We start from the raw sequence: 16359 nt of genomic DNA on the forward strand, positions 1-16359 counted from the left end.
TTTGAAAAATAGACAGAAGCCGGGAATGTCCGCGAAAATGCGGCTGTTCAGAGCCGCATTCGCCGTTCTGGCCGCCGTATTGTCCGCGATCATGCTGATTCAGCTCGTTATGACCAAAACGGACGAGAAAAATCTGGAGGAGCTCGGACTGAACAGCGCCCGGTTGTTGACGGGGCTGGACCCGGGAGTCGCCCGGAAAATGGACGAGCTGCTGGCCAAAACGGCGGCTATCGGCATTCAAGTCGTCATTACGGACGATTTCCGCAGCATGGAAGAACAGGACAAGCTGTACAGCCAGGGGCGGACAAGCGAAGGAAAAATTGTGACGCACGCCAAGGCGGGCGAGTCTTATCACAACTACGGCCTGGCAATCGACTTTGCCCTGAAAACGAAATCCGGCAAAATCATTTGGGACATGAACGCCGACTTGAACGGCGACGGCCGCAAAGACTGGACGCAGGTCGTCGCGATTGCCAAGGAGCTCGGTTTCGAATGGGGCGGGGATTGGACCAATTTCCCCGATTATCCCCATCTGCAGCTCAGCTACGGTTTAAGCATCGCCGAGCTTCAGCGCGGCACGAAGACGGCCCGTTCGGGCCCTTAACGGATAAAAAGGCGGTTTCACGGGGACGACACCCCGGAAAACCGCCTTTTGGTATGCAGTTACGCGTTCTCCCGGGAATCGGGGCTGAACGTCATGCAGTTTTTCCCGCTGCGCTTAGACATATACAGAGCCTGGTCGGCTAGGCGCATCGTTTCGATCGGATCCTCATGATGAAGCGGCCATACCGCTGCGCCTATACTGCAGCCGATTCTTAACGCTTGGTCGTCCACGAGAAACGGCTCGTTCATTCTCTCCAGAATGCTCCCCGCCAGACGGATGGCGGCGGGATCGGGCGCGGAAGCGCCTGTCGGAAGGACGATGACAAATTCGTCTCCGCCCACCCGTGTAAGGATGCTGTCCGTACTCATTCCTTGTGTGAGCCTGAGGGCGGTCTGCTGGAGAAGCTTGTCTCCGAATAGATGTCCCAGCGAATCGTTTACTTTTTTGAACCCGTCCAGATCCAGATAAAGAAAGGTCAGTGTCGTACCGTTCTCTTTCGCCTGCCGCATCGCCTGCTCCAGATAAGCGTCCAAGGCGATCCGGTTCGGCAGTCCCGTCAGCTTGTCGTGAAAAGCGAGATCGGACATCTGGTCCAGAGCATTCTCGGTTTTCGTCAAGTTGTCGACGAGGCTGCGCAGGGAATCCGATAAGATGCGGATCTCCCGGATAAACGTGAATGCGGGGAATGCGGCAGGCTCGCCTTTTCGGAGCCGGTCCGCGGACCGGGTAATTTTTTGCAGCGGACGGACGACCCAGCCGGCGAGAAATGCGGCAAACACCGCAAATACGAGGGACAGAATAATACCGGCTGCAGTTATGTACGTTTTCAGTTCGCGAACGGACGTAAACGCGACGTCTGCGGGCTCCCTCACGAGAACGGACCAGCCCAGCCCGGGATAGTCCAGGTAGCCGTCTCCGTACGCGTAGCCGCTCAAATAGGTGTGCCCGCCCGGATATGTTTCCGTCAGCCAGCCGTTGCCGCCTGCCTGAGCCTGACGGATGCCGTCCGTGTCCAGCGGACGATACAGGGATTCTTTCGGTCCGAGAAGGACCGTATTTTCTTTTTTACTCACAATGAGCACTTCGAGCTGTTTCATTTTGTCTTTAAGCGGCTGCAGAAGCGTGGCTTCGACTTCCCGGGACCACTCCCAGCTGAGATGGGCGGCGAGTACACCGGTAAGCTGACCCTGCTTGTTGTAGACCGGGGTGCTGATGTCGACGAACTGAAGTGGTTCGCCCGACGGATTGGGCAGAAGTTTGGCGAGCAGGACGGCTTCGTGGACGTCTCCGATAAACCGCCCTTTCTTCCCTTCGGTAAAAACGGGACGGGAGGCGATGTTGGTTCCCGTCAAAATGCCGTCCGTCGAAGCGGTCACTTTTCCTTCGGGATCGATAAAAGCGACCCAGGTGTAGAAGGGAAAGCTTTTTTTCAATTGTTCGAGCAAATTGTGAAGCTCTTGGGCGTCACCAGAGGCTTCCCGGTCAGAAAGCAGTTCGCTCAGGACGTCGATTTCACCGGCGCGCGACCACATAAAATGGTCCAGCTTGTCCGCCATTTGATAAGCGACCTGAGAGAGCGAGGTGCCGATGGATTCTTCGACCTGACGGGTCGTTTTTTTGCCGATCACCGTACTCAGCACCACTGTCAGAAGACAGATGACCAAGGCGGATACGAGGGCAAACGTAGTGCGTAAACTGAGCGACATTCAAGCGGTCTCCTTGTTCATGTAAATCCGGTTCCCCGACCCCGAAAATTGTAATCGGGAACAACCTTATTTATATCGACATCTTCGGACAGCTTGTTTAGAGGAGGCGGACCGGGATAAGGGGATGTGCAAAATCAGAAGAATTGATCATTGACTTGTGATCAAACGGTGGTTTACAATATCTAATATAATACAAACGAAACTATATATTGTTTAGTTAAATGAAAGAGGAGAGAGCGATGGACAGAAGGGCAGAGCTGATTCGGCAGTTTAGAGAGATGGAGACGGAAGCAGGGGTGTATCAAATCCGCAATACGACGAACGACAAGATTTTTGTGGAGAGCTCCCCCAATTTCAAAAATATAAACGGGCGGACTTTTGAACTCAACATAGGCTCCCATCTGAACAAGGAGCTTCAGAAAGATTGGACGGAGCTGGGTGAAGAGAAGTTTGTCTTCGAAGTCCTGGAAATCGTCGAGAAGAAAAAAACCGGCTATTTCGACTTGAAGGACGCGTTGAAAAAGATGGAGCGGAAGTGGCTGGACCGTCTTCAGCCATACGGTGACAAAGGGTACAACAAGCCGCCTAGAGCGTAAACAAGCGGCCCAAATGCCGAAGTTAAGAGGGGATGCTGTCCGGAAGGGCAGCACGCCTCTTTTTTCTTTGTAGGCGGAGTCCCGATATTGGTATAATGGGTGAAAAGATTTCAGGAGCCGGGGGGAATCGGAATCATGACATACATAGCCTCCTTTGATATCGGTACGACCCAAGTAAAAGGAATTCTCGTCAACAGGGACGGGGAATTGTTTTATGAACAGAACGTTTCCCTGACCTGCCGCCAGGAACCGCCTTTCATCGAGCAGGAACCCGAGCAGTGGTTTAAAGCGGTAGGCACGATTGTGAGCGAGTGGTTCCGGGACGGAATCGGCGCCGGGCAAATCGGCCTCGTCGCGTTCAGCGGGCAAATGCAGGACTGTATCCCGGTGAACGGGCAGGGGCACGCTGTCCGTCCGGCCATCCTGTACTCAGACAGCCGTGCGGGAGCGGAAGCCCGGATGATCCGCGATGAAATCGGGGAAGAAGAAATTTTCCGAAGCGCGGCCAACCGGATGGACGGTACGTTGACGTTCCCTAAGCTGCTCTGGCTGAAAACGCATGAAGCGGACAACTGCGCCCGTACAAGCCGCTATCTGATTTCTTCGAAGGATTACGTCATCGCGCGCCTGACCGGGGCCTTCGTTACGGACCCGACCTCGGCGGCGACCACAGGATGCATGGATATCAGGCGGCGGGAGTGGAGGGAGGACTGGCTCGCGCGGATGGGGCTTCCCGCCGGCAAGCTGCCGGACATTCTCCCTTCCGGGGAGACGGCCGGACGGGTGCACGCGGAAGGCAGCCGGCTTACGGGCCTGGCCGAGGGCACGCCCGTTCTGTGCGGCATCGGCGACGCGGGAGCCGCTACGCTCGGAGCCGGTGTCTACGAGCCCGGCGAGGTGTACGCCTACATCGGAACGACCGGATGGATAGCCGGCGTATCCGGCGGGGTGGCTGACCCGGCGGCGGGCCTGTTCAACCTCGCTTACGCGGAGCCCGGCCGCTACATAAATGTCGCTCCGCTGACGAACGCCGGCAATGCCCATCAATGGGCCGCCGAAGTGTTCGGACCGGAAGCGGCCGGGACGGACGGCCGCGGGATATACGAGGCGGCCGAACGCCTCGTGGAAGCATCCGACCGGGGCAGGAACAAGATCCTGTTCCTGCCCTATCTGAACGGGGAGAGATGCCCCGTTCAGGATGAGGAGGCATCAGGCTGCTTCATCGGCCTGCGTCCTTCCACGACGAAAGCCGATATGGCGGCCGCCGTGCTGGAAGGCGTCGCCTTCGCGATGAAGCAGGTCATGGAGCTGCGCGGGGCGCCCGAAGGGGCTGCTTCTCTGACCTTAATCGGGGGAGGAGCGAGAAGCCGCCAGTGGTGCCGGATCCTGGCCGATGTGTTCGAGACGGAAGTATCCGTGCCCTCGGAATCGCAGTTTTTGCCGTGCCTGGGTGCAGCGGCGCTCGGATTTCCCGGGTTGGGCTGGGAAAGCAGCTATGACCGGTTATGCGAGAAAATTAAAAATAGACGAAAATGCGAAACGTTTAGTCCGGATGCGGAGAAAAAGGCGCATTACGAGTCCAAATATGCACGCTATCTGGAATTGTATCCGGCGCTTGCTCCGGTTTTCCGGCAGGCGGCGACGGAAGCTTAACAAGATGGGAGATTGACATGGAGCACTATCAGACGCTAATCGGGGTGGTTCTGGAGAAATTGAGCCAGTCTCATCAAGAACTGAAATTTAATCTGGACGGGTTGAACAGCGTGCTGGCCAACCATACCGCGGAAGAAATCGCAGCCGCTCCCGAGCTGCTGACGATACGCGAGCTTAGGGACGCGTATGCGGACATAGTCGCGGCGGCGGAAAAGCGTTTCCCGGGCTTGAAGGGATAGCCGTTCGCACGCTCAGCGAATAACGCCAAATAAACCGGATCGTGAAGTTTACGATCCGGTTTATTTGCGTCTGTGAGCCTAACGTCAGCGAGCCTAACGTCAGCGAGCCTAACGTCAGCGAGCCTAACGTCAGTGAGCCGTGCATCAGCGTCCGCATCTCAGCTGTATTTGCCGAGCAGTTCGGCAAGCATGCCTTTCATTTCCGCCAGAAGTTCAGGCGAATCTGTCACGGTTGCTTCACCGCCCAAGCCAATAAAAAACCTTGCGAAATAGGGGAGATCCTCCCTAGCAATGGTTCCTTGAAGCCAGCCGGTGCCATCTTCACGCATGGTAAGCTTCGGTTCCGGCCACGGCTCCGCCTCGCACGCCTCGACCCCTTCAAGGCTCAATTCCGCAAATACACGTACCTCGTTCCGCTCCTTGCGTCCCGCGGATGCCTTGTTTTCAAGATGAATATGGCGGAGATCAAGCGGTTCCGATGCCGAAGGGATAGCCGAATGAATGCGGTCGCACCGGAATACACGCATCCCTTCCGACCGGTGACAGTAGGCGGAGCAATACCAGAGGCCGTTTCTCGTAAAAATGCCGATCGGCTGGATTTCGCGGTCGGAACTTTTTTCCCGGGATTGATACCGGATGAGCAGCACTTTCTGCTGAACGGCCGCATCGAGCAGAATGGATAAATAAGGAGAGACAGCCTTCCGCGCCGGTGTGATAAAATCCACCCGGTTCTTCATCTGATCGATCCGTTCACGGACATCCTCGGGCATGTACGCGTAAAATTTTTTCAAGGCGGAAGAAGACTCCGTTTCAAACGGGAGGGAGGAATAGTGCCGGAGGGCGTGAACGGCGAAAAAGATAGACACGGCTTCTTCTTCGGTAAAGGCGATAGGAGGCAGCAGTCTCTCCCTCAGCACTTGATACCCGCCGTGCGGACCGACCTCCGAATAGAGAGGGACCCCTAATTCGCCCAGCTCCTGCAAATCCCTCAAAATCGTTCTCTGCGAAACGCCGAATTCCCTCGCGAGCTCTCCCACCGTAAACTTACGCTTCCGGTTCACCGTCATCATCAGTTCCATGAGTCGTTTTGATTTGGACATGTATAGGCTCCATTTTTTAATTATGACAAAAGTTGTCACTATTATGCGTTATACTGAGTACAAAGTCCAGGAGAGATTCCCAAAAGGGAGCCCAGAAAGCAAAAATTTGAACGACGATAAGGAGATTAGAAGATGGAACTTCTAAAGGAACATTCATCCGCAAAACGCAACTATTTCAGATCCGGAGCCAACGAGCTTTCTTACGTGGATTACGGCGGTGCCGATAAACCGGTACTTCTGCTGCTGCACGGACATATGAACGATGCGGGAACGTTTACGGACCTGGCCTCCCGGTTGCAGAAAGACTGGAGGGTCATCGGTCTCGACCAGCAGGGACACGGCTGGAGCGGGCATCCGGCCGACACGGATTATTCCAGAGAGAGTTACGTCACCGATATCCTGAATCTGATCCGTCAGGAGCTGGGCGGTCAGCCCGTTGTCATCCTGGGCCACTCGCTCGGCGGCATCAATGCCTATCAGTTCGCGGCGCGTCATCCCGAATATGTCCGGGCCGTGATCGTGGAAGATATCGGGGCGGAAATTCACGCCGACCTTTCTTTTGCCGAGAAACTCCCGGAGCGTTCTTCGACCTTACAAGATCTGAGGGATTCGCTGGCACGGCTGGGACTTAAAGCAATCGATTATTTTTCCGAAAGCGTGTTTGAGGATGAGAAAGGCTGGGGATTCCGGACCGATTTAAAGGGAATGAAGTCCTCCCAGGAAAACAGCAACGGGCAGTGGTGGGAAGACTGGCTGTCGTCGACATGTCCTATCCTGCTCATTCACGGCAAAAAAAGCTTTGTCATGAACGCCGAACAGGCGAAATGGATGCAGTCCCGGCGGCCGGATACTTCCCTCGAAATTTTTGAAGATTGCGGCCACGGAGTTCATTCCGACAATCCCGACGGGTATTATGCCGTTGTAAAAAAATTTCTCGACGGACTGGGCGAAAGCAAGAACGAGAATGAGAACGTGAGAGCGAATGACTAAAAGGGGAAAGGCAAAGCTAATCGCTTCCGGTTGAGAAGCGGGAAAAGCCGGCAAGCGGTAGAAACACAAAAGCAAGAAAATTCCCCGGCGGGGGTGCGGCGTCTTATGACAGCGGTCACCCGCAGTATGCAAGAGAACGATTATAGAAGGAAAAAGAAAAGGAAGAAGGGCGAACGGTATGCCTTTCTTCCTTTTTTCACGATGTAAAGGCCGGCCACGGGTGTCCCATCAGTCGCTGTCAGACCGGAATACAAAAAGGCCATCTCAAGATGGCCTCATCCCTTCCCGGGATCGGGTTCCGAGCCGCCCCCGCACAGCAGCAGCGCTTCTTCCCAAGATAGAGAAGGTGCGGTGGACACGGGCTTTTCGCCCTCAGGACCGAACTCAATCTCGATCAGCTCGACTTGACCGGAGGAATCCGCGAGCAGCGCATGCCCTGCGGCCGGCTCCAGATGGAGGGCGTCTCCGGCCTTTACACGGATTAACCGCGCGTCCAGAATCATTTGGCCGGAACCGGACAGCAGCGTCCAGCTTTTTTTCGCGCTGCCGTTGGCCCGGTAGGGAAAAGATCTGCCGGGCAGCAGGGTAATCCGGCGGATGACGACCTTCGTTTCAGAGCTGTCCTCCGTACTGCCGAGCGTAGTGACGGTACCCCACCTGTATTCCTCGTACATGGGAGCTCTGCCTTTACCCGGATTGATTTGCTTGATCCGACTGCTGCCTGCTTTGCTGGCTACGAGAATTCCGTCGGGACTTGCCGCCACGATAATCCCGGACACGTCGATGACATGTACAGGGGAGGAAAGCTCGTTGACGATGTGCGTATCCGCCGAATCGTCGGATACTTCGCCGGGGCCGACGGACCGGCTTTCCAAATGCGGAGCCAGCGCCTGCCAGCTCCCCAAGTCGTCCCATCTGCCTTCGTACGGGAGGACAACGATCGGCTTCGTCTTCTCGACGACTTCCTCGTCAAAACTCAGTTCCGGCAGTTGGTCGTATAAGCCGAGCAGCTGCCCGTAATCGTCCGGCAAACCGCGCGATGCCAGAACCTCCAGCATGAATGAATTCGCAAAAGCAAACACGCCGCTGTTCCAGAGCGCTCCCCGGGACAAGAGCGCCGAAGCGCCCTGTTCGTCCGGTTTTTCCGCGAATTCCGCGACGGAAAGATACGGCGCTGCCTCCCGGTCCTGCGCAGGAGCCGGTACGATATACCCGTACTGGGTGGACGGGTAGGACGGCTTCGTGCCGATCAAAGCCATGCGGGCGCCGGACTGTGCGAGGACAGAGGGGAGGGAGGCGACCTTCTCGAAGAAAGCGGCGTCCACGAACGGATCGGCAGGCATAAAACAGACGATCTCGCCGGGGCTTACGCCTTGGGTGTGCAGGTACCGGCTGGCGAGGCCGATCGCCGTGAACGTCCCTCTTTTGTGCGGTTCCGCCAAAACCGGAATTTTATCGCCGACCTGGTTTCGGACGATTTCAAGTTGGCTGAAGTGGGTAACGATAGATGTCGAGCTGAGCAGCCCGGCGGCGGCGAGCTGCCTGCACACGCGCTGAAGCATAGACTCTCTGCCGCCGTCAGGCGCCGGTAACAGCTTCAGAAACGTTTTGGACCGGATTTCGTTGGACAGCGGCCAAAGCCTTTTGCCGGATCCCCCCGACAGCAAAATGATTTTCACGGCCCTTCCTCCTTGTCTCAAAAGTGCTGGTCAAGAAAAATTCGCCGGGTGACCGGCTGCTATTTGGCTTTTTTGGCTTTGAAATAGTAACCTCCCCGTTTATGGAACGAGAGCGACCGGAATTTGCCGGCCCATTTCTCCCTTTCGCTGTGAGGGACGAACCGGATGCTTTTTTTGAATTCCTTGTTGCGGGAGGGTTTTAACAGGGAAGTGCCTGGATACCGGGCATGAACGAAGTTGCCGTACGTTTCGAACTCGGAAAATCCGAACTGTTTGGTCGTGTTCAGGTTTTTGAGAATGGCCCTGTACCACGGCATTTTGTGATGGGCAGAGATCGCCTTTTTCAGGCGGGACAGTTTGACTTTGTCGTAGAGCATATAGTGGTTGACATAGGAAGAACGGGAAGAAGCTTTCTGACCCAGAAGCTTGGCATGAATGCGGAAATATTCCTGGTGGCTCCAGTTCCGGGTAAAGAACACCTGCTTGCCTTTTTCCAGAAACCGGTGAGGGCGAATAAGCACGGTATCCGCGTCGGTGACGAGAAAATAGCGGTTGCCGCAAATTTTATCGCCGTTTAGTTTCAGCAGCTGCTGGTACAGCCAGCCTGAGCGATCCCATCGGTTGGAACGGTAACGGATGTCTTTTTTCGTCAGAGGAAGAACGGAATTTTCATGCACAAACTTGCATTTTTTAACCTTACAAAGTTTTTTGATCCGGGGACTGTCGGGCGAAACGATATAGATACTGCCGATCGGATGTTTAACATGCCGGCGGAGGCCGTCAATGACGAAAGGAAGAGTTTCCAAATCTTTGTCGATAGCCGGGATCAACACATCGATGGGGGTTCTGCCGTTTCCGGAAGCTTCGCTCATTCTCGCTTCATCTCCATTTATCAAAATCTATCGAAAGTCATGCAATAAGATATGCGAGGGGGGGCCAACCCGTTTGTGTCCCTGTCTACCTCCTTTCATAGAAAAAAGAGGGCGGGGCCGGATAAGAGAATCCTTATCGGCCTTAACAAAAGCAGGAAAACGTGACGAAATGTCGAATGGGATTCTTAAGACCTAGGTCAATTCGACTCGCTGCCTGCACCGGGTCCTTTTCATGTTTCCGCCAGGGGCGGAGCTGCCGAGGGCTGCGGGAAGCTTGTTAAAATAAACGGAAAGCGACGGAAACAGCATGAAAACTCGACAAGTGAAGGTCTTGGGAACCGGGGCCTATCTGCCGGAAAAGCGGGTAACCGCAGAAGATTTGGATAGAAGGCTCGGCAAACCCGAGGGCTGGGTGTATAAAAAATCGGGAGTAAAGGTCAGGCATTACGCGGAAAACGAGAGCGTTTCGCAGATGGGGGCGAAGGCCGCTTTCGCGGCACTGGCGGACGCCGGTCTGGAAGCGGAGCAGCTCGACTGCATCGTTTGTACGAATGCGGTTCCGGAGCAGCCCATTCCATGTACGGCGGCGCTGATCCAAAGTGAAATGAAGCTGGGCGATTCGGGCATTCCGTGTCTGGACGTCAACTCCACCTGCCTGTCGTTTCTGGCCGGGCTGGATCTGATTTCCTATCTGATCGACGCGGGCCGGTATGAGCGTGTCCTGCTGGTGGCCCCGGAAATTGCCTCGGTTGGCCTGAATTACAGCCAGTCGGAAAGCGCGATCCTGTTCGGGGACGGAGCGGCCGCCGTGGTAGTCGGGAAAACACCTGCGGGCGAAAGCTCGGGGATCGTGGCTTCCCGTATAGAAACCTACGGCTCCGGCGCGGCGCTCTCCGAGGTGAGAGGGGGCGGCTCCAAGCTGCCCTCGATCGCTTACGAGCCGGATCGTATCGCGGATTTCCTGTTCGATATGCAGGGGGAAGCCTTGTTTAAGAAGACGTCCAAGCTGCTGCCCGATTTTCTGAAAAAGCTGTTCGGAGAAGGCGGCGTCACGCTGGAAGACGTCGCACTCGTCATTCCCCATCAGGGAAGCGCCATGGCGATGAGGCTGCTTCAGCGAAAGCTGCGGATTCCGGACGACAAATTGATGAACATCATCGAACATCACGGCAATATGATTGCCGCCTCGCTGCCGATGGGGCTGCACGAAGCGGTCCGGCTGGGCCGGCTGAAACGCGGAGACTTGACGGCCGTTATCGGCATCTCGGCCGGGCTGTCCCTGGGCGGGCTTCTTCTTGAGTACTAGCAAGAAGTCCGGAAGCCGCCGCATTCTCATTACCGGCGGCCGGGCGCCTGCCGCGCTGGATTTGGCCCGCCAGCTATCGGCCCTCGGCCATACGATTTATGCGGCCGACAGTCTGGCAAACCCTCTGCTGCGCTTTTCGCGCTGCATTGAGAAGTTTATCCGCATTCCGGGACCGCGGGACAATCCGTCCGCTTTTGCGGAAGCGCTACAGGCAATCGTCCGGGAGCAGAGCATCGACCTGCTGATCCCGACGTGCGAAGAGATTTATTACATCGCTCAAATAAAGGACAAGCTGCAGGGCTGCACCGTGCTGGTCGATGATTTCGGCAAGCTGATCGCCCTTCATGATAAAGCGTCCTTTATCCGCCGGGTAAAGGAGATGGCACTGCCTGCACCCCATACGGTCCTTCTGGAAACGGAAGAGGACATGCACGCGCTTCTGGAACGGGAGGGCGCGCGGAAATGGGTGCTGAAGCCTGTTTTCTCCAGATTCGCGAATCACATACGTCTGTTCAGTCCGGGTGAAGAACGGCCCCGGATTAACGTCTCGCATGAGAATCCCTGGATCGCTCAGCATTTCGTCGAAGGGCAGGAATACTGCGTCTATGCCATTGCCCACAACGGCCGGTTGACCGCGTATGCGGATTACGCCGCGGATTTCACGGCGGGACGGGGCGCGACTATTTATTTCAAAACCTGCGGACGTCAGGATCTCTTCGGATGGGTGGAGCATTTTGTCCGTGAAATCGGATTTACGGGACAGATCGCGTTTGACTTTATCGTCAATGAAGCCGGCGTTATTTATCCGCTGGAGTGCAATCCGCGGGCAACGAGCGGGCTGCATCTGTTTACGCCCGAAGAGGGAATAGACCGGGCCCTGATGGACTGCACGGACACGGTTATAAGCCCTTCACCCGGCGGCCGTCCCGCGATGATTGCCGCTGCGATGCTGATGTACGGGGCGGCCGCGTGCGGAACGCCTGCCGGGCTGCGCCACTGGATCGCCAGCCTTGCGCGGGGCAGGGATGTGATTTTCAGTCCGGGCGACTGGGGACCTGCTCTGGCCCAAGGCCGGATTTTGCTGGACTTATGGAGAGAAGCGCGGGCAAAACGCGTGCCTCTTAAAGAGATTACCACTTACGACATCGAATGGAATGGTTACTATGAAAGCGTTAGTGACGGGGGCGACAGGTTTTCTCGGAGGAAATCTGATTCGCCGCCTGCTGGAGGAAGGTTATGAGGTGACGGCGGTCGGGCGCAACCCGGAAGCCGGAAGAAGGCTGGCGCAAGAAGGGGCCGATTTTGTACGGATGGACCTGGCGTCGGAGGATATGCCGGAGGCCGTGCGCGGCCACGAGATTGTTTTCCACTGCGGAGCGATGTCCTCTCCGTGGGGGGCTTACCGCGATTTCTACACGTCCAATGTGACCGGGACGCGGCAGATCATCCGGGGCTGCATGAAGCACGGCGTCCGGCGGCTCGTTAATGTGTCCACCCCGTCGATCTATTTCGACTACCGGGACCGCTACGGTATCTCCGAAGAAGAACCGCTGCCGATGAGAGGCGTCAATGCCTACGCGCAGACGAAACGTCTGGCGGAAAGCGAACTGGACGCCGCCCGCAGGGCCGGTCTTCCGGTGATCACGATCCGGCCGAGAGGGCTTTTCGGTCCCGGAGACACGGCGATTTTCCCGCGTCTGCTGCGGGCCAACGAGGAGAAGTTCGTGCCCGTTTTCGGCGGCGGACGCGCGTTTATGGATGTCACCTACGTGGACAACGTGACGGAAGCGCTTCTGTGCTGCGCCCGCGCCGATAAGACCTGTGACGGGCAGAAGTATAACATCACCAACGGAGAGCCCGTCTATGTGTACGAGCTGCTGGCGGAGCTTTTCCGGCTGCTGGAGATGCCCTTCCGCGCCCGGAAGGTTCCGTATCCGGCAGCTTACGGCGCCGCAGCGGCGATGGAAGCGTTCGCCGCACTTCCTTTCGCGCGCAAAGAACCGATGCTCACGAGATACACAGTGGCGCTGCTGGCCTTCAGCCAGACGCTGGATATTTCCAAAGCGGAGCGGGAGCTCGGCTACAAGCCCCGGGTTTCTGTCGCGGACGGCATCCGGCGGTTCAGCCTATGGTGGCGGGAACAGGAGGGACACGCATGAAGCTGACGATGCACTGCACGGGTACCTGCAAGCAGTTGGAGATCCTGTCACTTCGCGGGGGGAAATGGCGGTCCGTCGCGTTTCCGGGCCTTTTTGCCATGCTTGAGCATCCGTCCGAAGGGTTAATTTTGTTTGATACGGGATATTCTCCGCGTTTTGCGGAGGCGACACGCCGGCTTCCCTATGCGCTGTACCGCTGGACGACTCCGGTGGAGACGGGGGAACATCTAACCGCCGCGGAGCATGTAAGGGCGGCCGGATACGCTCCGGAGGATGTGACTGCGGTCATAATTTCGCATTTTCATGCGGATCACATCTGCGGGCTGGCGGACTTTCCGAACGCGAAGTTCATCTGCTCGAAAGCGGGCCATGATTCGGTCGCTTCCTTAAAAGGGCTGGCTGCGGTAAAAAGAGCGGTGCTCCCGGACTTGATTCCTCCCGATTTCGAGGCCCGGGCAAACTGGGTGGAGCAGTGCCCGGAAGCGACGCTGCCCGCCGCATGCCGCCCGTTCGAGCGGGGCTGGGACCTCTTTGGCGACGGGAGTGTGACCGCCGTGGATCTTTCCGGCCATGCCGCTCACCAGATCGGCGTCTTCCTGAGGGGAGCGGACGGAAATCCCGTGCTGCTCGGCGCGGACGCAAGCTGGTCGGCGCAGGCCGTGCGGGAAAACCGGCTGCCCAGTCCGCCCGCTTTTATTTTGTTCGACGGCAGGCGGGACTACAAACGTACTTTCGGCAATCTCGTGGAGCTGCACCGCAGGCAGCCGCAGATGCGCCTACTTTTTACCCACTGCGCGGAAGCCTGGGAACTCTGCGGAAAGGAGGGCATTGAACTCCTGTGAAACTCATCCTGCTGCTCAAACAATACGCCCTGACCAAATGGAACGGGCAAAGATGGAAAAGCCGGGAAGACCTTGAGGCTTGGCAAAACGCGCGGGTGCGGGCTTTTCTGGAAGAAACCCGGCGCAAGTCGCCTTTCTACGCCCGCCTGTTTGAAGGTCTCCCGCCGAATAGCTGGCGCGAATGGCCGACCATAGACAAGACGGCCATGATGGACGCCTTCGACGAGCTGAACACCGCGGGCATCACGAAGGACGAAGCGCTCCATGCGGCCCTTCAAGCCGAGCGGGAGCGCGACTTTACCCCCGAGCTGAACGGGGTTACCGTCGGGCTTTCCTCCGGCACGTCGGGCAACCGCGGGCTGTTCATCGTCAGCGCCGAGGAAAGAGCGGCGTGGGCGGGCGCCGCCCTGGCGAGAGCTCTGCCGGGTTCCCTGCTGCGGAAGCACCGGATCGCCTTCTTTCTCCGGGCGGACAGCAACCTGTACCAGACGGTGCGGTCCCGGAGAATCCGGTTCAGCTTCTTCGACATGATCCGCCCGGTCCCGGAGCATATCGAGCGGCTCGGCCGGCTGCAGCCGACCCTCCTGATCGCCCCGCCGTCCATGCTCCGGCTGTTGGCGGAAGCGAAGCAGCGGGGAGAACTGGCGATTGCGCCGGACAAAATCATTTCCGTCGCGGAAGTGCTGGAACCGGTCGACCGGCAGGTAATCGAGCTTGCTTTCCGGACCCGGGTGCACCAGATTTATCAATGCACCGAAGGGTTTCTTGGCGCAACCTGCGAACATGGGACGCTCCATCTCAATGAGGATATTGCCGTGATCCAGCGGGAGTACGTAGATTCCGGGCGGCGGACGTTTATGCCGGTGATTACGGATTTTTCCCGTACATCCCAGCCCATCATCCGCTACCGGCTGAACGACCTGCTCACGCTCCGGGATGAACCTTGTCCCTGCGGTTCGGTGTTCACGGCGGTCGAATCCGTCAGCGGACGCACGGACGACTTGTTCTTCGGCCGGAGTATGGACGGAGGACAGGACGTTCCGGTCTTCCCGGATTTCATCCGGCGGGCGGTGATGCTGGCTTCGGACGGAATCACCGAATACAAAGTCATCCAGCGTGATCGGGAACGTCTGGAGGTATCGGTCCGCACGAAAGAAGGAGTGCCGGACGTCACCGGACCGCTCCGGCGGGAACTGGCCGGGATTTTCGCCCGGCACGGCTGCCGGCCTCCGGAAATCACGTTTACGCCTTACTCGTTCCAGCCCGGATTAACGAAATTGCGCAGAATTGAGCGCGCCTATACCGTAGAGCCGGACATGACGGCAAGAGACGGGTGGATCGGCAGCACATGAATGTGCTCCTCACAGGCTGCCGCTCCTACGCGGCTCTGGATCTGGCGAGGCGGTTCCGGGATTCCGGGTGGAACGTATATGCCGCGGACAGTGTCAAATTTCCGGTGTGCCGCGGATCGCGGGCGGTAAAAGAATTCTTCCATGTTCCTTCTCCGAGAGAAGGATACCGGGAATTTATTGCCGCGCTGGCGGCCATTATCCGGTCTGCCGGAATCGATCTGCTCCTGCCTACGAGCGAGGAAATTTTTTATATCGCCCATGGGCGGGAAGAGCTGGCCCGGTACTGCCGCGTGTTCTGCGACGATTTCGAAGTTCTGAACTCGCTGCACAACAAATGGACATTCTCCGGACTGACGGAAGGCATGTCCACGCAGACGCCAGAGACGAAGCTGCTCACATCCGCCGCACAATTGAAAGAACTCGGCGATCCGTCCGCATTCGCTTTCAAACCGGTGTACAGCCGCTTCGCTTCGGAGGCGCTTCTGGCTCCGGCGCGGCTTCCGGAGGGATTTGCGCCGTCCGCGGACCGGCCCTGGATCGCGCAGCGGTACGTGCGCGGCCGGGAGTTGTGCAGCTATCACTTGGCCATGGACGGCGAAATCGCCGCGTACGGTACCTACGAGCCTCTGTACCGGCTCGGCCAGGCTTCCGGCTATTACTTCAAGCCGGTGCGTCGCGAGAAAATCGACCGCTTCGCGGCCGAACTGGTCCGCAAGCTTGATTTTACAGGGCATGTGGCTTTCGACTACATAGAAGATAAGGACGGCACCCTGCACGTGCTGGAATGCAACCCGAGGGCGACGAGCGGACTGCATCTCGCAGACACCGCGGGGCTGATGAAGCCGTTCGGCCGCAGGGGAGAACGGCTTTCCGAAGTGACCGGGGGGAAGCTTTTTGCCGGCGGCCGTACTTCTTTGGAAAATCCGGCGGCAATCCGGATAAGACCAGGAAGCCCCGGAAGCCTGGAGCATGCGGAAGCTCCCCCGATGATCGGGTACGCGATGCTGGCGAATCCCTTTTACCACGGCTTCAACCCTTCGGGAATCGGGCGGTGGTTCAACGATTTCCGGCGTGGGCGCGATGTGCTTTTCAGCAGGCAAGACCCGTGGGTGCCTCTGCTGCATGCGGGTAGTCTGGCCGAAACGGTTTTTGACTCGCTGCGCAGGCGGATTCCGTTTAAAGATGCGGCAACCGCCGATATCGAATGGGACGGAGAAGCTTTGAACTGAGGGCGTGCCGCGCTGCGGCGGCCTTTCTTTCA

At 57.5% G+C, this 16359-nt stretch carries 15 protein-coding genes; 11 read left to right on the forward strand and 4 right to left on the reverse strand.

Translation table 11 applies throughout. From position 1 onward, the window contains the following. The first annotated feature begins 25 nt into the window (after positions 1-25). The gene (locus AC2TF6_RS11520; protein WP_491311101.1) at positions 26-604 is read left to right on the forward strand and encodes a M15 family metallopeptidase; all 579 of its coding nucleotides are present in this window, start codon (positions 26-28) and stop codon (positions 602-604) included. Between the two features lie 59 nt (positions 605-663). Here the strand turns inward: AC2TF6_RS11520 and AC2TF6_RS11525 are convergent, their stop codons facing one another. After that, positions 664-2310 (reverse strand): diguanylate cyclase domain-containing protein, encoded by a 1647-nt coding sequence (locus AC2TF6_RS11525; protein WP_491311102.1) that lies wholly within the window; start codon positions 2308-2310, stop codon positions 664-666. A gap of 239 nt (positions 2311-2549) precedes the next feature. Between AC2TF6_RS11525 and AC2TF6_RS11530 the strand changes: the two genes are divergently transcribed. From AC2TF6_RS11530 to AC2TF6_RS11540, 3 genes are all read left to right on the forward strand, one after another. After that, positions 2550-2906, forward strand: coding sequence for a GIY-YIG nuclease family protein (locus AC2TF6_RS11530; protein WP_491311103.1), 357 nt, complete (start codon positions 2550-2552; stop codon positions 2904-2906). Between the two features lie 135 nt (positions 2907-3041). Then, positions 3042-4559, forward strand: a complete 1518-nt coding sequence (locus AC2TF6_RS11535) for a xylulokinase (protein ID WP_491311104.1) — start codon at positions 3042-3044, stop codon at positions 4557-4559. 17 nt (positions 4560-4576) lie between these two features. Beyond that, positions 4577-4798: a hypothetical protein gene (locus AC2TF6_RS11540; protein ID WP_491311105.1), complete on the forward strand. Its 222-nt coding sequence runs from the start codon at positions 4577-4579 to the stop codon at positions 4796-4798. Positions 4799-4956: 158 nt separating this feature from the next. On the opposite strand, the gene AC2TF6_RS11545 is transcribed toward AC2TF6_RS11540, so the two are convergent. Then, complete coding sequence (locus tag AC2TF6_RS11545; protein ID WP_491311106.1) at positions 4957-5898, reverse strand: helix-turn-helix transcriptional regulator; 942 nt, start codon at positions 5896-5898, stop codon at positions 4957-4959. Positions 5899-6030: 132 nt separating this feature from the next. Here AC2TF6_RS11545 and AC2TF6_RS11550 point away from each other — a divergent pair, with 132 nt between their 5' ends. Further along, a complete protein-coding gene (locus AC2TF6_RS11550; protein ID WP_491311107.1) occupies positions 6031-6888 on the forward strand; it encodes an alpha/beta fold hydrolase in 858 nt (285 codons plus the stop codon). Between the two features lie 275 nt (positions 6889-7163). Here AC2TF6_RS11550 and AC2TF6_RS11555 read toward each other — a convergent pair whose 3' ends face one another. Together AC2TF6_RS11555 and AC2TF6_RS11560 are read right to left on the reverse strand one after the other, a co-directional pair. Then, positions 7164-8567 (reverse strand): sugar phosphate nucleotidyltransferase, encoded by a 1404-nt coding sequence (locus tag AC2TF6_RS11555; protein WP_491311108.1) that lies wholly within the window; start codon positions 8565-8567, stop codon positions 7164-7166. A 59-nt stretch (positions 8568-8626) separates the two neighbouring features. Continuing rightward, positions 8627-9439 (reverse strand): DUF6492 family protein, encoded by an 813-nt coding sequence (locus AC2TF6_RS11560; RefSeq protein WP_491311109.1) that lies wholly within the window; start codon positions 9437-9439, stop codon positions 8627-8629. 307 nt (positions 9440-9746) lie between these two features. Here AC2TF6_RS11560 and AC2TF6_RS11565 point away from each other — a divergent pair, with 307 nt between their 5' ends. The 6 genes from AC2TF6_RS11565 to AC2TF6_RS11590 are packed head-to-tail and all read left to right on the forward strand — an operon-like array spanning position 9747 to position 16327. Beyond that, on the forward strand, positions 9747-10745 hold the full coding sequence (locus tag AC2TF6_RS11565) for a beta-ketoacyl-ACP synthase III (protein ID WP_218228653.1): 999 nt from the start codon (positions 9747-9749) through the stop codon (positions 10743-10745). Further along, positions 10735-11985, forward strand: a complete 1251-nt coding sequence (locus AC2TF6_RS11570) for an ATP-grasp domain-containing protein (RefSeq protein WP_491311110.1) — start codon at positions 10735-10737, stop codon at positions 11983-11985. Before AC2TF6_RS11565 ends, AC2TF6_RS11570 begins: the two co-directional genes overlap by 11 nt. Continuing rightward, positions 11909-12904: an NAD-dependent epimerase/dehydratase family protein gene (locus tag AC2TF6_RS11575; protein WP_491311111.1), complete on the forward strand. Its 996-nt coding sequence runs from the start codon at positions 11909-11911 to the stop codon at positions 12902-12904. Before AC2TF6_RS11570 ends, AC2TF6_RS11575 begins: the two co-directional genes overlap by 77 nt. Next, a complete protein-coding gene (locus AC2TF6_RS11580; protein WP_491311112.1) occupies positions 12901-13746 on the forward strand; it encodes an MBL fold metallo-hydrolase in 846 nt (281 codons plus the stop codon). Before AC2TF6_RS11575 ends, AC2TF6_RS11580 begins: the two co-directional genes overlap by 4 nt. Continuing rightward, positions 13743-15098 carry a F390 synthetase-related protein gene (locus AC2TF6_RS11585; RefSeq protein ID WP_491311113.1) on the forward strand — a complete coding sequence of 452 codons (1356 nt, stop codon included), beginning with the start codon at positions 13743-13745 and terminating at the stop codon, positions 15096-15098. The genes AC2TF6_RS11580 and AC2TF6_RS11585 overlap by 4 nt, the downstream gene beginning before the upstream one ends. Further along, entirely contained in the window at positions 15095-16327 is a 1233-nt protein-coding gene (locus AC2TF6_RS11590; RefSeq protein WP_491311114.1) for an ATP-grasp domain-containing protein, read from the forward strand. The genes AC2TF6_RS11585 and AC2TF6_RS11590 overlap by 4 nt, the downstream gene beginning before the upstream one ends. Positions 16328-16359: the final 32 nt, after the last annotated feature.

Source organism: Paenibacillus sp. JNUCC 35 (assembly GCF_058269095.1).

What these genes read in the sequence shown, in the direction of transcription:
- AC2TF6_RS11560 (WP_491311109.1), bottom strand. Translation starts at nt 9,439, where the DNA reads ATGAGCGAAGCTTCCGGAAACGGCAGAACCCCCATCGATGTGTTGATC.
- AC2TF6_RS11545 (WP_491311106.1), bottom strand. Translation starts at nt 5,898, where the DNA reads ATGTCCAAATCAAAACGACTCATGGAACTGATGATGACGGTGAACCGG.
- AC2TF6_RS11520 (WP_491311101.1), top strand. Translation starts at nt 26, where the DNA reads ATGTCCGCGAAAATGCGGCTGTTCAGAGCCGCATTCGCCGTTCTGGCC.
- AC2TF6_RS11530 (WP_491311103.1), top strand. Translation starts at nt 2,550, where the DNA reads ATGGACAGAAGGGCAGAGCTGATTCGGCAGTTTAGAGAGATGGAGACG.
- AC2TF6_RS11575 (WP_491311111.1), top strand. Translation starts at nt 11,909, where the DNA reads ATGAAAGCGTTAGTGACGGGGGCGACAGGTTTTCTCGGAGGAAATCTG.
- AC2TF6_RS11550 (WP_491311107.1), top strand. Translation starts at nt 6,031, where the DNA reads ATGGAACTTCTAAAGGAACATTCATCCGCAAAACGCAACTATTTCAGA.
- AC2TF6_RS11565 (WP_218228653.1), top strand. Translation starts at nt 9,747, where the DNA reads ATGAAAACTCGACAAGTGAAGGTCTTGGGAACCGGGGCCTATCTGCCG.
- AC2TF6_RS11535 (WP_491311104.1), top strand. Translation starts at nt 3,042, where the DNA reads ATGACATACATAGCCTCCTTTGATATCGGTACGACCCAAGTAAAAGGA.
- AC2TF6_RS11540 (WP_491311105.1), top strand. Translation starts at nt 4,577, where the DNA reads ATGGAGCACTATCAGACGCTAATCGGGGTGGTTCTGGAGAAATTGAGC.
- AC2TF6_RS11580 (WP_491311112.1), top strand. Translation starts at nt 12,901, where the DNA reads ATGAAGCTGACGATGCACTGCACGGGTACCTGCAAGCAGTTGGAGATC.
- AC2TF6_RS11590 (WP_491311114.1), top strand. Translation starts at nt 15,095, where the DNA reads ATGAATGTGCTCCTCACAGGCTGCCGCTCCTACGCGGCTCTGGATCTG.
- AC2TF6_RS11525 (WP_491311102.1), bottom strand. Translation starts at nt 2,310, where the DNA reads ATGTCGCTCAGTTTACGCACTACGTTTGCCCTCGTATCCGCCTTGGTC.